This window comes from Hyphococcus lacteus (assembly GCF_041058985.1).
GTDB classification, from domain to species: Bacteria; Pseudomonadota; Alphaproteobacteria; order Caulobacterales; family Parvularculaceae; genus Hyphococcus; species Hyphococcus lacteus.
This window is the reverse complement of record NZ_JBEHZE010000002.1, coordinates 226,952-246,438: the sequence shown is the minus strand read 5'-3', so window position 1 is coordinate 246,438 and position 19,487 is coordinate 226,952. Positions and strand designations below refer to the sequence as shown.

Here is a 19,487-nt window from a genome sequence, read left to right as displayed (position 1 = left end):
AGGATGAAAAATATGGGTAGCACTACCCATATCTTGACGAAGCATGATCAGCAAAAATCTCGTCATCAATTAGGACGGGCCAAAACGGCACCAAGAGGAGAGCTGATTATGGCGGCGCGACGACAAGTAAAATTAACCATCCTGACTGCGGGCGCACTTACAGCGTGTATTGCGGTTAGTCCCGCAGCCAATGCCCAGGATTTAAGCGAAGCAATTTCCGAAGCCGCCGGTATTCCGCAGGTAGACGCATTTTTGCCTGATAAATACAGCGTTGAAAAAACAGACCCGCTGCCAATTGATGGCGTCTGGATGATTTCGACCATCAGAAAGAAAATCCGGATCGAAGGAGGGCGTGCTTACGCAATCGATTCCTGGCTACACCTTTTCACATTGAAAGTCCAACCGGACATGGTCGTAGTGAAAGATTTGCAACGATCCGGTCCAGGCGTTTACACGGGTTTCGATCTGCCGCTCATGGGCGAGTCAACATTGACGTTAAATGATGACGGCAATCTCAATGTTAGCGTTGCTGGCATGTTGGGACCCGCGAAATTTGCACTTATTCGCAGGGAAGTAGGTGATGAAACAGCATTCCAAGCCGAACGTGATATAAAGGCCGGGCGCGTGACACAGCCTGCACTGACGCCGGTTACTGATAATCGACCGCCAAGTATTGACAATCCGCCTACTGATGGTGATCCGCTGGCTGACTGTGTTAATCTTGATATCAATCCTTCATCGGGTGAGGTATTTTGTGCAGACTAGGTTCTTCGTCGTGGTCTTGACGGCATTGACTCTTTTGGGCTGTGCGACAGCACAAGATAGAGCTGACGCAGAGGGGCCCGCCAAAATTGACGCTATGTCGGATGGACTATCGTCTGTTCTGCCGCGCATACACGCAGAACGAAACCCTGAAACTGGCGATTTGACCGTCGAGGTTTTTCTTGGCCGTTGTACCTCCAGTTCATTAAGCCCCGCTGGAGACACGCTGAATGTAACCCTTGATCGCGATGGGCGAAAAATTCATATCAGCGGATATTTTCTTTTCGAGAAAGCTATCGGTGGCGTTAAAAAAGACTGTAGGCGGACGCCAACACGACAGTTCGTATTTGAAAATGTCGAGCCGACAATATACGTCTTTTCATACGACACCGGTTATAACCGCTTGTTTATAAAATCTGGTCGATCTGTCGATTTTACATTGCAGAATACCGACCTTGAACCGCTGACTTGCGAAAACGCAGAAAATGCGTCTGACAAGATTGATCTGAATGGTGTTTGGCACCCTGAGGACAATCGTGACCGTCAGATTATTTTACGCTCAGGCGAGCCAACTTTTCTTTCCTGGAAGGAATGCGTAGGGCCAATGCTATGCGGCGGCGTGGTACCGGAATTTTTGACAACTGAAACACCCAATGTTTTTGATTTTCCTGGACTTGGGCGCACTGAGTTTCTGACATCTTCGTGTGCGGTGATCACTCAGCCAAACTCTAATTATCAAACCCGGCTTATCAAGAATGCTTCGTTCTAGGTTTTCGCGGGGAGCTGAAGTGAAGCCAGTGTTCCAGCACCTATGTCCGAGGTCATGGTAAATGCAGCGCCAAGACGTTGGGCAGCGTCTTCCACGATGGACAGCCCGAGACCACTGCCAACTGATTGCACGCCTTTAACGCCGCTTTGCTTGACGGTTTCAAGCATATCCGGAGCAATTCCAGGACCGGTATCTCGCACCGTTACAATGCTGCGTCCATCTTTAAAGTCGACGGCAATTACAACTTCACCTTCATCGGTATATTGAATGCTGTTGGACACGAGGTTGCTGATGGCGCGCATCAACAATACCGGATCGTCCGTAGTTTCGTCCTGATCCGATAATACCGCGCGAAGCTGCAAACCTTTTGACGCGGCTTCGTCTTCAAACATCTTAACAACATTGTTGATGATCGTAGAAACCGTAAGCGGTGGCACCGTTGGCAGGTGAAGTCTACCATGGTCGTCGCGACCGCCGGTTCCGTGCTGGACGTTTTCGCGCGCCAGTGCCTCAAAATAACTAAATGCATCTGACATTTTTTTTGATGACGCTTCATCTAGTTGCAGGTTATCGCCGACGGCTTTTTTCAAAGACGCTAAAGGTTGCAACATATCGTGGCTGACTGTTTCCAACTTCTGTTGATATTGGCCAGCTCTGCGCTGTGCGCGGTCATAGGCCTGTTGGCTTTCGCGTAATGCGACTGATAGCCGGAGCTTTTCTTTTGTCGCTTCAAGGTCTGCCTGAACGCCAGCGTCCCGCTGGCGTTTGATCTCAACAACAGTCTGTATGATGGCGATTGCAAATGCGGTCGCTTCGATGGTGACGAGCCAGCGCAAAGTGAAAGGAACGCCGCCAAAAGGATAGCCAAAGGTTTCGTCCACAACCATGCAGATTGAGGCCAATGTCAAAATGACTGCGCTTAATGTGAAAATCGTACCGCCTTTTTGGCGATTGGAAATCGCCCAGATGCCAACGGCCGCATGAAGTGCTAAACATAAGACACGGAAAGTAAGCGCAAAAGGTACAAAAACCGTTCTCGCTTCTATGCCGATTAGAAAATAGTATCCCACAAAGATAACGAACACAGCAATCGACGCTTGTAAGAGCCGATCGAGAACTGGTGCCTGATCGCGCAAATTGAACAGGTTCCGGCTGAGGGTCAGTATGGCGATGTAATTTAAGATGTAGATTGTATCTGTTAGGCGCGCCGTATACTTATTTTTGTCTGGAATCACCAATTGATCCACATACCCCTCAACGGACCAAACAGACACAATAGAAACGATAAGGAAAAAACCAAAACTTGCCGCCAATCGCCACCCGATCAAAGGCGACGTTAAAATGGTCAATACAAAAATTGCGCAAAACGTTCCGTAAAACATCGCTGACCAGAAAACTTCATACTTATCAGCACGCTCAAAAGCTTCCACGCTGGCGAGTCTTAACGGCAAGACAGAGTTATAGAGACCTTGAAATCGAACAAAGGCTGTCCTTGTTTCCTGTGGCGCGAGTTCAACATCGGCAACCAGAATACGGTGGTTTACCGGACGCGCAGAGAATGGCGCACGATAGCTGTAGTCAAGAAATTGATGCGCATTTTCTCCATTTTCATCGGCGAGGTAAAATGTCATGAAATTGAAAGCGACGCGGCGCGAATCAAATCGGACGGTAATAGTTTCTGCGCTTGTGTTTTGAATTGTTGTCCGTAACCAGATTGGGCGGAGCGGCCCTTCAAAGTTCATGTAACGTGATTCTACCGGCTTCCACCCGACGCTTGAAGCCGCCTCGGTTACAGTCAGCGCTTCATCGATTTCGGCAAGTTGTTCTGCATAAGGTCCAAAAAAGGCTCCGTTGAACCCTTCAACCGGCAACTTTATGACGCCGTCATTTGGAGCGAGGGGCGCTTCGCGCGTCAACAATCCAAAGCTCACTAGTGCTGCAATAATGAAAACCGCTAACAAGGTTGCGCTGGTTTGACCCCAATCCGGGAATCGCCTCCATTGCTGAGTTATCTGCGCTTTCATGTGGTCAATGTTCATCACGGTCCTGATCCGTGCAATGGGTGAGAATACCCAGTTAAATGATTGTGGGCATCTCCGCGCTGCTCACATTTGACGATGCTCGTCCAGCAATCCCTCTCGTAAAGCGTACGCAATCAATTGCGCTACGGAATTAACCCCGATTTTAGCCATAAGGCTGGCTCTGTGCTTCTCGACCGTTCGTGCACTTATGTTCAAACGTTTCGCGATATCGGCGCTTTGGCGCCCCATAGCAATAAGCGCCAGAACTTCGCGTTCCCTGTTGGTGATCGCTTCTACCGGTGTTGTCCGTTCGAGAATCTCGCTGGCGTCTTTTGATATAAACCGTCCGCCTGAAAGAACCGCCTCAAAACAGGTTCTCATTTCTACATGGCTACAGGATTTCAAAAGGATGCCGTCGACATCGGCGGCAAGCCAATTCGCCAAAATGCCTGCTGATGTAAACCCTGTGAGCAACGTGATTGCGGTATCAGGACTCCAGCGACGTGTGTCCGCCAGTACTTCAATGCCGGATGCATGCGGCATCGCCGCGTCAAGCACCAAAAGGTCAGGCTGATGTTTTTTGATTTCCGCAATGGCGCTGAGGCCGTCGGCAACCTCCGCTACGATAGAGACCCCATCAATCTCGGACAATACAGCAATCGTACCGCTGCGGACGATCGCATGATCATCAGCAACAATCACCCGTTTCTTTGGTGAATCAGCGCTCAAATTCCTTCCCCTCTGGATTGACTTTTTCTGAACTACGCAAGCGCTGTCAATACTGGAGGCAATAATGTTGGGCGTCTTTTCTATTTTATATAGAATCTTTGCGGGCTAAAAATTGTCGATTGAACTTGCGTACGTCCCAAACCGCATGCTGCCACCATATCGCGGATGAAAGTCGAGATGGTGGCGCACAATTCAAGCACCGCGATGCACCGAAATAGGATAGCACCAGCTATTCCAGTAAGAATTTCGATTTGAGCCACTATTGTGTAAGGTCCGGCGTGAAGGAGGGAAGCCGGTTTAATTTGTAAATTGCGGAAGATAATGAGCGGGAAACGATCTAACCAGTGCAGATTATTGGAACGTAGGGCACAATGCAGCATTCGCCGCAGGCCGTGTTGGTACCTTTAGAACATAACATCACCAGTTTTGTGATTATGTATTGGCCTCGGTCGATTGGTGGTCATCTGTGGCCGTCGTCGATGCAGATGCGTTTAAACGCGCACGTATATTGCGAATTGAGCCGCGTATTTTGTTTGTTAAAACCTTTGGGATATTTGGCCGTGCAAAACTATCTGGGTCGATAATTAACCCGATCGTTTCGATAACGTTGTCTTCGCTTAATGCGGTTACAACGAGATCTACTGAACCAACAGACAGACGATCCCCTACAACGGGCTCACCGCTAAATTCGCGTTCGAGATATTCTCCAACGGTTTCTTCGCTTTCGAGGTTGAACGCAGTAAGTCCGTATTGTTTGGCAATATTACTGAACTTTACCTCGCCACCGAACACGAAATCTCCGTATAGAGAGGGGTGATCGAGGTCTGCCGGGCTGGCGTAAATTTTGTCGAGTATCTCTAGTTGGCGAGGCGAGGCGAATAGATAAACTCGATCATCAGCCTGAAGATGACCAATATTGTGGATAGAATAGGTTCGGCTACCCCGCATGATTAAAACTGGCCGTGCCCATCGCGGGACACGCTCTCCAATTGCAACGGTACTTTCTGGATGAATTCGGTAACTGACCAATTCCAGCTCAGCGTCACCCGGTAACTCAAGTTCAATGCGGTCAAGTAGTCCGGGGCCATGGGGGAGTAACATGTTAAGAAGGTGAGCTGCGAGACTAATGGTCCACCCCTGTATCAATAACGAAGCCAAAACCATGACAAACACAATGTTGAAAAAAGTATCGCCATTCTGAACGCCGCCAAGGCCCGGCAAAATTGCCAGCATGATCGAAACGGCACCGCGCAGGCCAACCCACCCTACAAACAGTTTTTCGCGCCATTTGAATTTGAATGGCAAAAGGCAAATCCAAACAGCTAGCGGCCGCGCAAAGAAAATTAGAATAATGGCGAGCGCGATCGCGGGGAGGATGATGACACCGAACTCCGAGGGCGTAGCCAAAAGACCGAGCGTTAAAAACATGCCGATTTGAGCAAGCCAGGTCATGCCAACTTGGAAGCGTCGAATACGATGCGGAAAAATTAGCCGTCGGTTGCCCGCGACCACACCGGCGACATAGGCCGAAAGGAAGCCACTCCCACCGAGTAAGCCACTGGCTGCGAATACAACCAACGCGGTTGCGAGACCGGCAATTGGAAATAACCCCGGGTCGAGATTGCGCAACCGGTTTAATAGTGCGGCAACGGCTCCACCCCCGATGATACCGATTATGAGTCCGAGACCGATTTGTTGGGCAAATGAAGCGATAAAACTTGCGCTGAAACCAAAACCAGGGTCCGCTTGGGAAGCGGCGAGTTCCACAAACATCGCGGTAAGGAAGATCGCCATGGGGTCGTTAGCACCGGATTCTACTTCAAGTGTCGCCTTGACCTTGTCGCGAAGCTTTAATCCGCCAACGCGCAAAAGAAAAAATACAGCCGCAGCGTCGGTGGACGCAACAATAGACCCGAGAAGGAAGCCTTCGATCCAGCTAACACCGAATAAATAGTGAGAGGCAACACCGACCAACCCAGCGGTGAGAACGACGCCAAGGGTCGCCAAAGTAAGTGCTGGGGCGGCCGCGAGGCGGTAACTTCGCAGTGGCGTTTCAAACCCACTATCGAAAAGAATGATGGCGAGCGCTAAAGAACCGATAAAGTAAGCCGTTCCACCGCTGTCAAACTGGATACCAAGAACGCCATCTTGGCCAGCCAGAAGGCCGATTCCTAGAAATACGAGAAGTAGTGGGGCGCCGATGCGTTGCGAGACGAGGCTGGTCAAGGTACTAAGAATAACCAGTCCTGCACCAATTAAAATTGCTAAATTGATCGTCTCAATCAAAAATCTCTCCTCCGCTTATGTTTAATTAAGTGACGACGACCGTTCAGTGCAAGGAGTGAAGATAGAAAATTCGTTTAAAATCAGGATTAGAAGATAAAAAAACGGAGCCAAATGAACCTTACTGCCATTTCTTCGTGAAAGAGGGATTGTGATATGAATGTTTTCAATACGAAAATGATCTCTCGGCAGCGAATGGAAAATCCATATGGCAGTAAATGATGAAATTATTGTCGCCGATCTTGGCGGAACGCACGCACGATTTGCGCTTGGCCGACGAGAAAAGGGTACGATTACTCTCTCGAAAATTCGCCAATTTAAGGTGAGAGATTATTCTTCGGTCGATGAGGTAGCAGCGGAATTCCTACGTGGGGCCGATGCAAAACCCGCAATAGGATGTTTCGCTATGGCGGGACCGGTTTTGGATGAGACCGTAAAGTTCACGAACTCTCCATGGGTTCTTGGCAGCGCTGAGATCAAGCGCGCCTTGGGCCTAGCATCATTTAAGGTGGTCAATGATTTTGAAGCGCTTGCGTCTGGTGTACGGCTTTTGACTGATGATGATTTTGAAATAATAAAGTCAGGTCATGGTGACCCGGAAAAGCCGACACTCATCATTGGGCCGGGTACAGGCCTTGGGCAAGCAATTTCGGTTAAGCGAAAGATTATCGCCACGGAAGGCGGTCATGTGCTGTTTGCCCCTATTGGTGCGGCCCAAAAAGCAGTCATCGAAAAGCTGGAAATGCGTTTTCATCGGGTTAGCGTTGAGCGCCTATTGTCCGGTAATGGGTTGGTTGAAATTTACTGTGCGTTGTCGGGTGTGGACATTGGTTTGTGGAGCGGGGAAGCTGTCACGGCCGCAGCCCGTAGTGGGGGTGATCAATTTGCCGTTGAAGCGGTTTCGATGTTTTGCGAAATGTTGGGGCAGGCAGTTGGCGATGCCGTGTTGGCAACGGGTGCACTGGGCGGCGTTATCTTGGCGGGCGGAATCTTACCGCAGATGCGTGAACTACTAAATGAGAGCGCGTTTGTTGAGCGCTTCAACGACAAAGCAGAAATGAGTAAATATATGTCATCAATCCCTGTACGATTGATTATTCGTGACAACGTGGCCTTATTGGGGGCGGCGGACATGGTTGTTGGTCATGCCCGCCTGGGGGCTAGTTAGTCAGGGTTGCGTGTTGAACCGGTCCGCCAAGGGCGCGGAAAATTTCAATTACATTGACCGCCTCAGCTAACTGGACGGCTACGAGTTCTTGTCGAGCAGCATAATCAGCGCGCTGTGCATCCAGAACGGCAAGATAATCATCAATGCCGTTTTCAAATCTATCCTCGGATAACGCAAAAGTAGAAGAGGCTGCGCTAGCAAGTTTTTCAGTCGCAGAAATGCGAGCGTCAATTGTGTTACGTGTTGCTAGGGCATCGGCGACTTCACGAAAAGCCGTCTGAACTGATTTTTCATATTCTGACACCGCGATATCACGATCAATTTTTGCTCCCTTCAATTGCGCCCGATTGCGGCCGCCAGTGAAAATCGGCAGTGAAACCGTTGGTGCAAAGCTCCATACACCAGTGCCGCCAGAAAAGAGGTCAGATAGATCTGCGGTTGCGGAACCAGCATTTGCCGTTAACAGAATTCGAGGAAAGAAGGCGGCGCGCGCTGCGCCAATATTAGCATTCGCTGCTATCAAACGATTCTCAGCAGCCAGAACATCCGGACGATTTAAGAGAACTTCAGAATTCACTCCGGCTGGAATGACGCGAGCGATTTCTAGCTGATCTATTTTTCGATCAGTTTTCAACTCAGGCAAAGAAGAGACGCCAAGTAACAACTGCAATGCATTTATATCGCGGGCGGTTTGTGCTTCTAAAATCGCAACATCAGCTTTTGCGCGTTCAATTGATGTAGTTGCCCGCTGTACATCTAGGTCAGTTCCAATACCGTTTTCGACCCGTAGATTGGTTAAATCCAGAGAGTCTTGCTGGCTTATAGCCGTGTCGATTGCGATGGAGAGTAATTCCTGATCGGCAATGAGTTGAAGATACGCATTAGCAACTTCGGACACCAAAAGGATTTCCGCTGACTTCCGGGCTTCGTCGGTTGAAAGGTAGGTATTAAGGGCTTGCCTGTTTAAGCTCCGGACACGGCCGAAAAGGTCAAGCTCATAAGCGCTGACACCAGCATTCGCTGAAAATTGCTCAATGTCGATTGAGCTTCCAGTGGTGCTTGAAATACCATTGGAGGAAGCATTTTCGCCAATAGACTGTCGTGTGTATCCGCCATTCGCAGCAATAGATGGAAGACTATCTGACCGCTGGATTTGGTATGTGGCGCGGGCGCGTTCGACATTTAATGCAGCAATACGAACATCGCGGTTATTTTCTAGCGCTGTTCTAATTAATAATTGTAATGTTGGATCAGGAAAAACGGCTTCCCAGTCGTAAAGGCGATTTACCTTTGCGTCTTCTGCGTCTGAATAAGAGACTGAATCAGAAACTACATTTTCTGGTCGGTTATATTCCGGAGCCATGGTTGCACAACCAGAAGCTATAAACATGCTGAGCAGACCTAAGCCGGCATTAAAAGATGTACTCATGATTAAACGGCTTCCTGAGGTTCGACGGAGTTTGAGTGGGTCGGTTTCGTCCTGCCGAAGAGGCGACGGACGAGCACGTAGAACATTGGTGTAAAGAAGAGACCAAGGAGTGAGGCAGCGAGCATTCCGCCAAGAACAGAAGCGCCGATGGCATTCCGACCAGCGGCTCCGGCACCAGAGCTCAAGGCCAATGGTGTTACCCCAAGACCGAATGCAAAAGATGTCATCAGGATCGGGCGTAATCGTGTCCGCGCGGCTTCGATTGCAGCTTCAACAGCAGTTTTACCGCGTTCTTCGAGAATGTGTGCGAACTCGACAATCAAAATCGCGTTCTTCGCCGAAAGCCCAACTGTCGTTAACAATCCAACTTGGAAAAAAATATCATTCGCAAGGCCATTAGCTAGTGCGGTGAAAGTTGCGCCCATGACGCCTAAGGGAACAATCAACAGTACAGAAATTGGAATGCTCCAGCTTTCATAAAGTGCCGCTAGGCATAAAAAGACAACGAGAATAGATAATGCATAAAGCATAGGTGTTTTAGAGCCAGATTCCCTTTCTTCGGCGGAAGCGCCAGTCCATTCGATTTCAAAACCGTCGGGTAGTGCAGCGGCAATTTTTTCAATCTCGGTCATGGCTTGTCCGGAGCTTACGCCCGGTGCCGCTGCGCCCAATATCTGGACTGATGAAACACCATTGTAACGCTCAAGCTTAGGTGACCCCATTTCCCAGGAAACGTCCGCAAATGCTGAGAAGGGCACCAATTCGCCAGAGGCATTTGGAATACGCCATAGATTGAGGTCTTCCGGTGATTTCCGGTATTCAGAACCAGCGGCAACATAGACACGTTTAATGCGGCCTCGGTCGAGGAAATCGTTGACGTAAACGCCGCCCATTGCGGTTGCGATGGTGGAATTAATGGCCTCAAGCGAAAGGCCCATTGCTTGTGCTTTTTTCTGATCAATATCGATTTTTAGTTGCGGAACGTCGTTCAAGCCATTCGGTCGCACGCCAACGAGCAATGGATTTTGTGCGGCCATACCCAAGATTTGATTCCGTGCATCGATAAGTGCGTCGTGGCCTAAGCCGCCACGATCTTGGAGATACAAGTCAAAGCCGTCTGCTTGCCCGAGGCCAGGAACTGCGGGTGGCGAAAACGCAAATACCTGCCCATCGCGAATTCCTTGGAATGCGCCCATCGCGCGTTGAATGATTGCTTGGACATTTGCATCTTTACCTTTGCGTTCGTCCCAGTCTTTTAGGTTGATGAAACCAAGACCGACATTCTGACCGACACTCGAGAAACTCATTCCTGCAAGTGTAAAGTACGATTCAACTGTATCTTTCTCTTGTTCGCGGAGAAAGTCCTCAAGCTGATCATTGACAGCCATCGTGCGTTCAAACGTTGCCCCGGCGGGGAGTTGTGTTTGCACCATCATGATGCCCTGGTCTTCATTAGGAAGGAATGCGCCTTGGAGCCGGGTAAAGGCAAATGCAGTTACCGTCGACAACGCCACAAACAGTAGAACAAAACGTGGAGCACGATTAATGACACTCTTTGTGCCACTCAAATGCTTGGCTGCCCCAGTATTAAAGACTTTATTGAATAACCGGAGTGGTGTCGCTAGGGCATATTTAAAAGTACCGGGCTGCGCTAAAATATCCTTATTGACTGGTTTTAAAAGAACAGCACACAAAGCAGGCGTCAGGACAATAGCGGTTAGAACCGACAGTATCATCGCAGAAACGATAGTGACTGAAAATTCTCGGTAAATAACACCGGCAGTACCGCCGAAGAACGCCATTGGCACGAACACAGCTGAAAGTACGGCACCGATACCGACCAATGCGCCAGAAATTTCGCCCATAGCTTTCAGGGTTGCTTCTTTGGCTGGGAGCTTTTCCTCTTCCATGATCCGGTCGACGTTTTCGATCACAACAATGGCGTCATCAACCAACAGGCCAATCGCCAATACCATTGCAAGCATCGACAAGGTATTAATCGAAAACCCAAGCGCTAACAGGATCGCCATTGTACCTAATAAAACAACGGGAACAGTAATCATCACGATTGCTGTGGCGCGAATGTTCTGGAGGAACAAGAACATAATGATAGATACGAAAATGGCGGCTTCGATCAGCGTTTTGACAACTTCTTTGATCGACTCTTTCACGAATGGTGTCGTGTCGTATGGGCTTTCTACATTCACATTCGGGGGAAGTGATTTCGATAACTCATCAACGCGCTCATTTACAGCCTTTGCCGTTGCGAGGGCATTTGCGCCGGTCGCGAGTTGAACAGCAAGTCCGGCTGCGGGGCGTTCGTTGAATTCACCGAACCGAATATAGTCAGCGCTGCCCATTTCAACTTTTGCGACATCGCCGACTGTGACTTGCGATCCGTCTTCAAGCGTACGCAACGCTATTTGCCGAAACTCGTCAGGCGTCTGCATTAGCGATTGAATTGTAATCGTTGCATTTAATTGTTGGCCCGTAACAACTGGGCCGCCGCCAATTTCGCCACCCGTTACCTGAGTGTTTTGAGCACGGACCGCTGCAACAACATCATTCGGTGAAAGGCCGTAATTTGCGAGTTGAAATGGATCAAGCCAGATACGCATGGCATATTGAGAAGCGAATAGCTGGATGGCACCAACGCCGGGTACGCGACTAAGAGGGTCCTGCATATTGGACGCAATGTAGTCTGCTAAATCAGTTTGAGTGTATGAATCATCTTCGCTTGAAAGGGCGACAATCATCAAAAACCCAGTTTGAGCTTTGTTTACCACCACACCTTGTCGCTGAACTTCTGCCGGGAGGAGGGGCGTTGCGAGGGCTAGTTTATTTTGAACCTGAACCTGCGCGATGTCGGGATCTGTGCCGGACTCAAATGTCAGTGTCATCGACATTGCGCCATCGGAGCTGGAGCTCGCGGAGATATAACGTAGGTTATCAATCCCCTTCATTTGTTGTTCAATGACTTGGGTCACAGCGTCTTCAACTGCCTTGGCAGAGGCACCGGGATAGGTAGCCGTGAGCGTGACAGCAGGCGGCGCAATATCAGGATATTGTTCAACCGGCATGTTCAGAAGACTAATGGCACCGGCGAGCATTGCGATAATCGCCAGTACGACAGCAAAAATTGGGCGTGAGATGAAAAAATTCGCCACGACGTTTTACCTTTTAAATTAAATGGTGCGCTGGAACTTAGCGAGCCCCAGCTGGAGGGGTGTTGCTCGACACTTTGACTTCCTTGACGGTGCTTGCCATTTCGACGGGCGTTACTGGAGTTCCGGGGCGAATGCGTTGGAAGCCTTCGTATACAATGCGTTCACCGGCTTCTAATCCATCTGCGATGAGCCATTGATCGCCAATTGCTCGTTCGGTTTCCACCAACCGAACTTCAGTGCTGTTATCCTCTTTAACGACATAGGTGATGCCGTTTCCTTTTTCGTCTCTCGTGACACTTTGTTGAGGGACCAATATGGCATTCACTTTAGTGCCTTCAGTAATACCTGCACGGACAAACATACCCGGTATGAGTAACCCGTCGGGGTTAGGAAACCTTGCGCGCAGAACAACTGACCCGGTTTCAGGCGTAACTGTCGATTCTGTAAGCTCAAGAGCACCATCGAAATCATAAGTTGACCCGTCTTCAAGCGTGAGGGTTACTGAGAGCTGATCATTCTCTAAAGTCTGAAGCTCGCCATTCGCTAGTTTTCGCTTGAGGCGGAGCAGTTCGGTGCTTGACTGGGTAAGGTCTACAAAAATTGGATCAAGCATATTGATCACTGCCAACTCTTGCGCCTGACCGGACGTAACCAGCGCGCCATCTGTTACCAATGATCGACCAATCGTCCCATCAATCGGGGCGGTGATTGTTGTGCGGTCGAGATTGATTTTTGCTGTATCTCTGGCTGCACGCGCGACACCGACATCTGCACGGGCTTGTTGTGCAGCGGCTGCGGCATCATCGTAATCTTGTTGGCTTACACCATTGGCTTTGGCGAGCTTACTATAACGTTGTTCGCGATTAGTGGCCGCAACAGCGGTTGCCTCTGCACGGGCGAGCGCAGCCACCGCGCTATCATACGAAGCTTGATAAAGTGCGTCGTCGATTTTGTAGAGCGGAGTGCCGACCTCGACAATTTCGCCTTCTTCAAAAAGTCGCTCTTTAATAATCCCCGAAACTTGAGGGCGAACTTCGGCCATACGAAATGATGCGGTACGGCCTGGTAGAGTAACTGATAGCTGGGTGGTTTCTGCTGATACTGTATGAACCCCAACTTCTGGGGGTGGCGGGGATGCCGTTCCCGTACCGGCGCTTTCCCCGCTGCAGGCAGCAAGGAGCATGGCCGCTAGGCCAATGGCCGCTGCGGAAGAGGTTTTCATCAACGTTGCGGAGCGGTGTGAAAAGTAATGGCGCATATTCGCGAATTCCGTTTTTCTGCTCAGTGTTTGTAGGACCCTTGTCCGGGTGCCTTGATTAGAATGAACGTTTATTCTAACTAAAAGGTTACGAAGTCAATACTACTGGCGCACAAATATGGTGCGCCGCACAAAATTCAATGGAGACGATTGATGTTTCGACGGAGAGTTATCGATGCCTGAGGGTAAGGAGAAAAACGCCGATAAGCGGCGTAAATGCGTGCTTCTCGCCGCTGAACGTAGCTTTGTTGCGAGTGGATTCCATGGCGCACGCATGGCCCAAATCGCCAAAGAAGCTGGAATGAGCCCCGGTCATATCTATCACTATTTCGAGAGCAAGGGGCAGATCATTGAGGAATTGATCGTCACACACTTCGCTGAGAAGATGGAAATGGTCGAGCAGTTTGAGCAAGCCGGTGATAAAGTCGTCGATCATTTTATCGAAAATCTTGAGAAGAATCTCGAGTCGAGTTCGGATCCGTTCTGGTCCACGTTGATGCTCGAAATTTTTTCTGAAGCGACTCGAAATCCTGAAATTGCAGCAACGCTCGAAAAGATGGATGCCGAAATCAAAAATAGGATTATTGAGGCTTTTAGGAAAAATTTAGATGTTGAAGATCTTGAAGCCAGGTTGGAAATTTTTGTTGCGATTATTCAGGGCATAGGAATTCGAAACATTGTCGCTCCTGATTTTGATCAGCGTGCACGAATTCAAAAGGCCCGAGATGTCGCCGAGTTTCTATTCCGCCAAGATGAAAATGGAATGCGTGCAGTTGAAAAGGCCGAGGCTTGATTCGAAAATCTAATGCTTATTAAGGTGCGCAGAGCACTTTTTGCATAAAGTTATGCATAGAATAACTAATCCGTACCGGTCGGAACTGATTACGCGGCACCAGAAAGCGGTTAAGCGATTATAATCAAATAGGGTTTTGGTCCCTTTCAGTTTTGCTAAGTGTATGATTGTAAAAGTGATAATTTTATCTTAGCGTTAGCGGATAATTTGTGCGGTGTATGGAAAAAAGGGCGAGTAATGGCGGTGCGTACCGACGAGATTTTTATTGGCGGCCGTTGGAGGAAACCGACTGGCGCGGGTACCATTGCAATCGAAAATCCATCAACAGGCAATGTAATGGGCGAGATCGCAGCGTCGCAACCAACAGATGTTGACGAAGCAGTTGATGCGGCGCGCACGACATTGAATGGGGAGTGGGGCGGTTTGAGCGCCGTTGATCGCGGCAGAATTCTCACGAATATTGGTCGAGCAGTTTCCGAACAGATTGAAGACTTAGCGCAGATGGAAGCGCTTGATGTTGGTAAGCCCCTGAAACAGGCGCGGGCGGATGCCATAGCTTTGGCGCGCTATTTGGAATTTTATGGTGGCTGCGCTGATAAGTTTCACGGCGAAACAATTCCGTATGGGAATGACTATACCGTCTATACATTGCGTGAGCCCCACGGCGTTACAGCTCATATTATTCCGTGGAACTACCCGATGCAGATTATTGGGCGCTCGGTGGTCGCGGCTTTGGTAACGGGAAATGCTGCGGTGTTGAAACCGGCGGAAGAAGCCTGTTTAACTGCCCTTGCATTTGCACGGATCGCTGATGCTGTGGGGCTACCAAAGGGTGCTTTGAACGTCGTTCCGGGAACCGGCGAGCTGGTGGGGGCTGCATTGGCTTCTCATAGTGGCGTCAATCACATCTCATTCACGGGATCGACGTCAGTTGGGACGGCTGTTCAGGCGGCGGCGGCCCAAAATGCGGTGCCGGTTACGTTGGAACTCGGCGGAAAATCTCCTCAGATAGTATTCGATGATGCCGATATAGAGGCCGCGATCCCATTTTTGGTAAATGCAGGTGTTCAAAACGCGGGACAAACTTGTTCGGCGGGGTCGCGAATTCTTGTGCAACGTGATGTCTATCAGCAAGTTGTCGAGCGCATGGCGGAGCGTTATCGGGCGTTAAAAGTTGGACCCGCGATTGATGATCTTGATGTTGGCCCCCTTGTTTCGGGCAAACAGAAAGAACTTGTTTGTGGTTTTATCGACGACGGCAGCCGAGCCAGCCTTGAGATTGTTGGGCAGGGCGAGATCGTTGCTAACGCGCCATCGGGCGGCCATTTTGTAGCGCCTACATTGTTTGCAGATGTTCCTGCTGACAATCGTCTTGCTAAAGAGGAAATATTTGGTCCAGTTGTGGTCATTATTCCATTCGATACAGAAGAGCAGGCAGTCGAAATCGCAAACAGCGCTGATTATGGATTGGTCGCTGGTGTTTGGACGCGTGACGGTGCGCGACAAATGCGGTTGTCACGTCAACTTCGTTCAGGGCAGGTCTTTATCAATAATTACGGTGCTGGTGGCGGGGTCGAACTTCCTTTCGGTGGGGTGGGGCGTTCGGGACACGGCCGTGAAAAAGGCTTTGAAGCGTTGTACGGCTTCACGACACTCAAAACTGTTGCTGCGTTTCACGGGTAAGGAAAAATAGATGCGTCTGGACGGAAAAATTGCAATTGTAACTGGCGGTGCTTCAGGTTTTGGCGCGGGCATCGTGCGCCGTTTCCTTGCGGAGGGTGCACGCGTTGCTATTGCAGATATTAATGGCGACGCTGCTCAGTCACTTGCGAACGAGATGGGTGATGATGCTATTGGTATAAAGGCAGATGTTTCAAGTGCAAGTGACGTTGAGCGGCTGACGCAAGAAACAATCGGTAAGTTTGGTTCGGTTGATATATTGGTCAACAATGCTGGTGTTGGTCATGTCCCAGAAGCGCTGGATGATTTATCTGAAGAGATATTCGACCGTCTATTCCGTGTAAATATTAAATCTATTTATCTGACGGCACAAAAAATTGTGCCGATCATGAAGACGAATGGCAAAGGCGCAATTCTAAACATTGCTTCCACCGGTGGCGTCAGTCCGCGCCCAAACCTTACATGGTACAATGCATCAAAAGGGTGGGTAATTACGGCGACTAGGGCGATGGCGGTTGAACTCGCGGGAGCAGGCATTCGAGTAAATGCGCTTAACCCTGTTGCCGGTGAAACGCCGCTTCTGAAAACATTTATGGGTAGCGATACGCCAGAAGTGCGTGCAAAATTTCTTGCTTCTATCCCAATAGGCAGGTTTTCCACGCCAGAGGATATGGGCGCTAGCGCCTGCTTTCTTTGCTCTGACGATGCATCAATGATTACGGGTGTGGCCCTTGAGGTTGATGGTGGGCGGTGCATCTAACGTGACAAAAAACACTGAATGTAACCTGTTGGTTTTGCCCGGTGATGGTATCGGGCCCGAGATTATTGCTCAGACTTTGCGGGTAGTGTCGTGGTTCGGTGAATTTCTTGATGTGCAAATAAAGACAGAACACGCCCTAGTTGGTGGGGCGTCGATTGATGCTTGCGGGTATCCGATGTCTGACGAGGTTTTTTCAAAAGCTGAAGCCGCAGACGCCATTTTATTCGGCGCTGTCGGTGGGCCGAAATGGGATGACCGACCGCGATCAGAACGTCCTGAAATGGGTATTTTGAGGTTACGAAAAGGACTTGATTTATACGCAAACCTTCGACCCGCAATTTGTTTTCCGGAGTTGATTGGAGCGTCGGCATTGCGCCCCGAACTGGTGCGCGGTCTGGACATTATGATTGTGCGGGAAAGTACTGCGGGCGTCTATTTTGGAGAGCCTCGAGGCATTTCGACAGACGCGCAAGGAGCGCGCCGTGCTGTCGATACGCAATCCTATGCTGAGGCGGAAATCGCACGAGTTTGCCGACTCGCATTTGAATTAGCGCGTAATCGAGAATCCCGAGTCTGTTCTGTCGACAAAGCGAATGTGATGGAAACCGGGGCGCTCTGGCGCTCCGTTGCAACCGAAGTCGGGCGAGAATACCCGGACGTAGAACTAACCCATATGTATGCAGATAACTGTGCGATGCAGTTGTTACGTGGGCCTAACCAATTTGATGTTATCGTAACCGACAATTTATTTGGCGACATACTTTCTGATGAAGCGGCGGCACTAACGGGATCACTTGGGTTGCTACCATCCGCCACGATCTCTGCGGGTCGTCATGATCAGCGTAGCCATGCCGTTTACGAACCAATCCACGGTTCTGCGCCAGATATTGCGGGAATGGGAATCGCAAATCCTATTGCCACGATATTATCCTTTGCAATGTGTCTGCGAATTTCAATGAATGAACCTGCGGCTGCGAAGCTTCTGGAGGATGCTGTGAGGCTCGCATTGTTTAACGGGAATCGAACGCCGGACATTGCCGGGCCTGAACGAGATGGGATTTCTTCCGATGCAATGACCGACGCTATTTTAGCGTCGCTGGACGCGCTAAAAGTGAGTAAGGGAAACTAACGTGAACCCGTTAATGGACGCAGTCTTTGAGAAAATCGACAACCGTGTAGACGAGTTGGTGGAGTTGACCCGCGACCTCATTCGTTTTCCAACCATTAACCCTCCGGGTGAAGCCTATAGACCTTGTGCAGAGTATATTGGCGATCGTCTTAAAAAACGCGGCTTCGTTGTGGAGTATGTTCGCGGTGTGGGCACTCCTGGTGATTGTGATAGATACCCTCGAACCAACATCGTTGCCCGTAAAGAGGGGGCAAAGCCCGGCCCATGTGTACACTTCAACGGCCATATTGACGTTGTCGAAGTTGGTGATGGGTGGACGGTTGATCCATTTGAAGGATTGGTAGAGGACGGGAAGGTTTATGGGCGCGGCGCATGTGACATGAAAGGCGGAATCGCTTCCGCTATTATTGCCGCTGAAGCATTGATTGATACTGACCCTAATTTCCCGGGGGCGATTGAAATATCGGGCACCGTCGACGAAGAATCGGGCGGGTATGGTGGTGTCGCATATCTCGCAGAGCGTGGATGGTTTTCAAAGCCTCGGGTCGATCATGTGATCATCCCAGAGCCTTTGAATGTTGATCGTGTTTGTATTGGTCATCGCGGTGTTTGGTGGGCGGAAATTGAAACGAAGGGCCGGATCGCGCACGGTTCGATGCCGTTTTTGGGTGATTCAGCGATACGCCATATGAGCGCCGTGTTAGAGCGTTTTGAAAACGACCTTTACCCAACATTGTCCGCACGTCACTCCGATATGCCCGTCGTTCCTGACGGTGCGCGAAGTTCGACCATGAACATCAATTCAGTTCATGGTGGGCAGGAAGAAGGCCACGAAGGTTTGCCCGCACCATGCGTTGCGGATTCCTGTCGCATGATTATTGATCGCCGCTTTCTAATTGAAGAGAGCTTGGACGACGTGCGCGGGGAAGTGAGAGAGTTACTCGAAGAGGTGGCCCGGACGCGTCCTGATTTTCGATTTGATTTGCGCGAGCTTTTCGCTGTCGAGCCTAGTTTAGCTGATAAAGATGCACCAGTTGCATCAACCACAGCGGCCGCAATTCGCGAGATATTAAAGCGTGAACCCGAATTCATATGTTCACCTGGAACCTATGATCAAAAACATGTGGATCGCATAGGAAAGCTAAAAGATTGCATCGCCTATGGGCCGGGGGTGCTCGATCTCGCGCACCAACCGGACGAGTGGGTTGGTATCGAAGATATGACGTCGGCGGCAAAGGTTATGGCGTTGACGACAGCGCGTTTGCTTGGGCAAGTCGAGTAGGGAAGGTTAATTTTGTTGCGTAAGATCTGCATGCAGAATGTATGCGGAATACGTCTATTTATCTTTGGTATTATCCGCTGACGTCGTAATTTTGCGACGAGTGGTTGGACGAAAATTTCAAGCATGTGAGATTATGCTGCAAAAATGTTATTAGCGTTTGAATTCCGGAAAATAAACTTGAGTCGACGCCATTCAGGAGCCAGAGTTTATGACTAAAGCATGACGATGGTGTGCAGCGTCATACTTGCGAGCAGAGA

At 49.8% G+C, this 19,487-nt stretch carries 14 protein-coding genes; 8 read left to right on the top strand and 6 right to left on the bottom strand.

Features of this window, described 5'->3' with window-relative positions; translation table 11 throughout:
• Positions 1–12 precede the first annotated feature (12 nt).
• Entirely contained in the window at positions 13–765 is a 753-nt protein-coding gene (locus ABFZ84_RS14530; protein ID WP_369314801.1) for a hypothetical protein, read from the top strand.
• A complete protein-coding gene (locus tag ABFZ84_RS14525) occupies positions 755–1,531 on the top strand; it encodes a hypothetical protein (protein WP_369314800.1) in 777 nt (258 codons plus the stop codon). The genes ABFZ84_RS14530 and ABFZ84_RS14525 overlap by 11 nt, the downstream gene beginning before the upstream one ends.
• On the opposite strand, the gene ABFZ84_RS14520 is transcribed toward ABFZ84_RS14525, so the two are convergent.
• The 3 genes from ABFZ84_RS14520 to ABFZ84_RS14510 all read right to left on the bottom strand — a co-directional run bounded on the left by ABFZ84_RS14520 (position 1,528) and on the right by ABFZ84_RS14510 (position 6,564).
• Positions 1,528–3,570, bottom strand: coding sequence for a sensor histidine kinase (locus ABFZ84_RS14520; RefSeq protein ID WP_369314799.1), 2,043 nt, complete (start codon positions 3,568–3,570; stop codon positions 1,528–1,530). The two genes, ABFZ84_RS14525 and ABFZ84_RS14520, sit on opposite strands and share 4 nt — an antisense overlap.
• 66 nt (positions 3,571–3,636) lie before the next feature.
• Positions 3,637–4,281: a response regulator transcription factor gene (locus tag ABFZ84_RS14515; RefSeq protein WP_369314798.1), complete on the bottom strand. Its 645-nt coding sequence runs from the start codon at positions 4,279–4,281 to the stop codon at positions 3,637–3,639.
• Between the two features lie 432 nt (positions 4,282–4,713).
• On the bottom strand, positions 4,714–6,564 hold the full coding sequence (locus tag ABFZ84_RS14510; protein WP_407067112.1) for a potassium/proton antiporter: 1,851 nt from the start codon (positions 6,562–6,564) through the stop codon (positions 4,714–4,716).
• Positions 6,565–6,772: 208 nt separating this feature from the next.
• Here ABFZ84_RS14510 and glk point away from each other — a divergent pair, with 208 nt between their 5' ends.
• Positions 6,773–7,732 carry a glucokinase gene (gene glk / locus ABFZ84_RS14505; RefSeq protein WP_369314796.1) on the top strand — a complete coding sequence of 320 codons (960 nt, stop codon included), beginning with the start codon at positions 6,773–6,775 and terminating at the stop codon, positions 7,730–7,732.
• Here glk and ABFZ84_RS14500 read toward each other — a convergent pair.
• From ABFZ84_RS14500 to ABFZ84_RS14490, 3 genes are read right to left on the bottom strand one after another with little or no spacing between them, the layout of a single operon-like run.
• Entirely contained in the window at positions 7,725–9,161 is a 1,437-nt protein-coding gene (locus ABFZ84_RS14500; RefSeq protein WP_369314795.1) for an efflux transporter outer membrane subunit, read from the bottom strand. The genes glk and ABFZ84_RS14500 overlap by 8 nt on opposite strands.
• 2 nt (positions 9,162–9,163) lie before the next feature.
• Positions 9,164–12,328: an efflux RND transporter permease subunit gene (locus ABFZ84_RS14495; protein ID WP_369314794.1), complete on the bottom strand. Its 3,165-nt coding sequence runs from the start codon at positions 12,326–12,328 to the stop codon at positions 9,164–9,166.
• Between the two features lie 37 nt (positions 12,329–12,365).
• The gene (locus tag ABFZ84_RS14490) at positions 12,366–13,550 is read right to left on the bottom strand and encodes an efflux RND transporter periplasmic adaptor subunit (protein WP_369314793.1); all 1,185 of its coding nucleotides are present in this window, start codon (positions 13,548–13,550) and stop codon (positions 12,366–12,368) included.
• 211 nt (positions 13,551–13,761) lie between these two features.
• On the opposite strand from ABFZ84_RS14490, the gene ABFZ84_RS14485 reads away from it, so the two are divergent.
• From ABFZ84_RS14485 to ABFZ84_RS14465, 5 genes are all read left to right on the top strand, one after another.
• The gene (locus ABFZ84_RS14485) at positions 13,762–14,379 is read left to right on the top strand and encodes a TetR/AcrR family transcriptional regulator (protein ID WP_369314792.1); all 618 of its coding nucleotides are present in this window, start codon (positions 13,762–13,764) and stop codon (positions 14,377–14,379) included.
• A gap of 237 nt (positions 14,380–14,616) precedes the next feature.
• Positions 14,617–16,062 (top strand): aldehyde dehydrogenase family protein, encoded by a 1,446-nt coding sequence (locus ABFZ84_RS14480; protein ID WP_369314791.1) that lies wholly within the window; start codon positions 14,617–14,619, stop codon positions 16,060–16,062.
• 10 nt (positions 16,063–16,072) lie between these two features.
• Complete coding sequence (locus ABFZ84_RS14475) at positions 16,073–16,819, top strand: glucose 1-dehydrogenase (RefSeq protein ID WP_369314790.1); 747 nt, start codon at positions 16,073–16,075, stop codon at positions 16,817–16,819.
• 1 nt (position 16,820) lies between these two features.
• Entirely contained in the window at positions 16,821–17,948 is a 1,128-nt protein-coding gene (gene leuB, locus ABFZ84_RS14470) for a 3-isopropylmalate dehydrogenase (protein ID WP_369314789.1), read from the top strand.
• Positions 17,949–17,961: 13 nt separating this feature from the next.
• On the top strand, positions 17,962–19,230 hold the full coding sequence (locus ABFZ84_RS14465; RefSeq protein WP_369314822.1) for an acetylornithine deacetylase/succinyl-diaminopimelate desuccinylase family protein: 1,269 nt from the start codon (positions 17,962–17,964) through the stop codon (positions 19,228–19,230).
• Positions 19,231–19,487 lie beyond the last annotated feature (257 nt).

Bases quoted from the DNA above. Each gene is read 5' to 3' on its own strand.
- ABFZ84_RS14485 (WP_369314792.1), top strand. From the start codon at position 13,762: ATGCCTGAGGGTAAGGAGAAAAACGCCGATAAGCGGCGTAAATGCGTG.
- ABFZ84_RS14530 (WP_369314801.1), top strand. From the start codon at position 13: ATGGGTAGCACTACCCATATCTTGACGAAGCATGATCAGCAAAAATCT.
- ABFZ84_RS14490 (WP_369314793.1), bottom strand. From the start codon at position 13,550: ATGAAAACCTCTTCCGCAGCGGCCATTGGCCTAGCGGCCATGCTCCTT.
- ABFZ84_RS14480 (WP_369314791.1), top strand. From the start codon at position 14,617: ATGGCGGTGCGTACCGACGAGATTTTTATTGGCGGCCGTTGGAGGAAA.
- ABFZ84_RS14465 (WP_369314822.1), top strand. From the start codon at position 17,962: ATGGACGCAGTCTTTGAGAAAATCGACAACCGTGTAGACGAGTTGGTG.
- glk (WP_369314796.1), top strand. From the start codon at position 6,773: ATGGCAGTAAATGATGAAATTATTGTCGCCGATCTTGGCGGAACGCAC.
- ABFZ84_RS14475 (WP_369314790.1), top strand. From the start codon at position 16,073: ATGCGTCTGGACGGAAAAATTGCAATTGTAACTGGCGGTGCTTCAGGT.
- ABFZ84_RS14500 (WP_369314795.1), bottom strand. From the start codon at position 9,161: ATGAGTACATCTTTTAATGCCGGCTTAGGTCTGCTCAGCATGTTTATA.
- ABFZ84_RS14520 (WP_369314799.1), bottom strand. From the start codon at position 3,570: ATGAACATTGACCACATGAAAGCGCAGATAACTCAGCAATGGAGGCGA.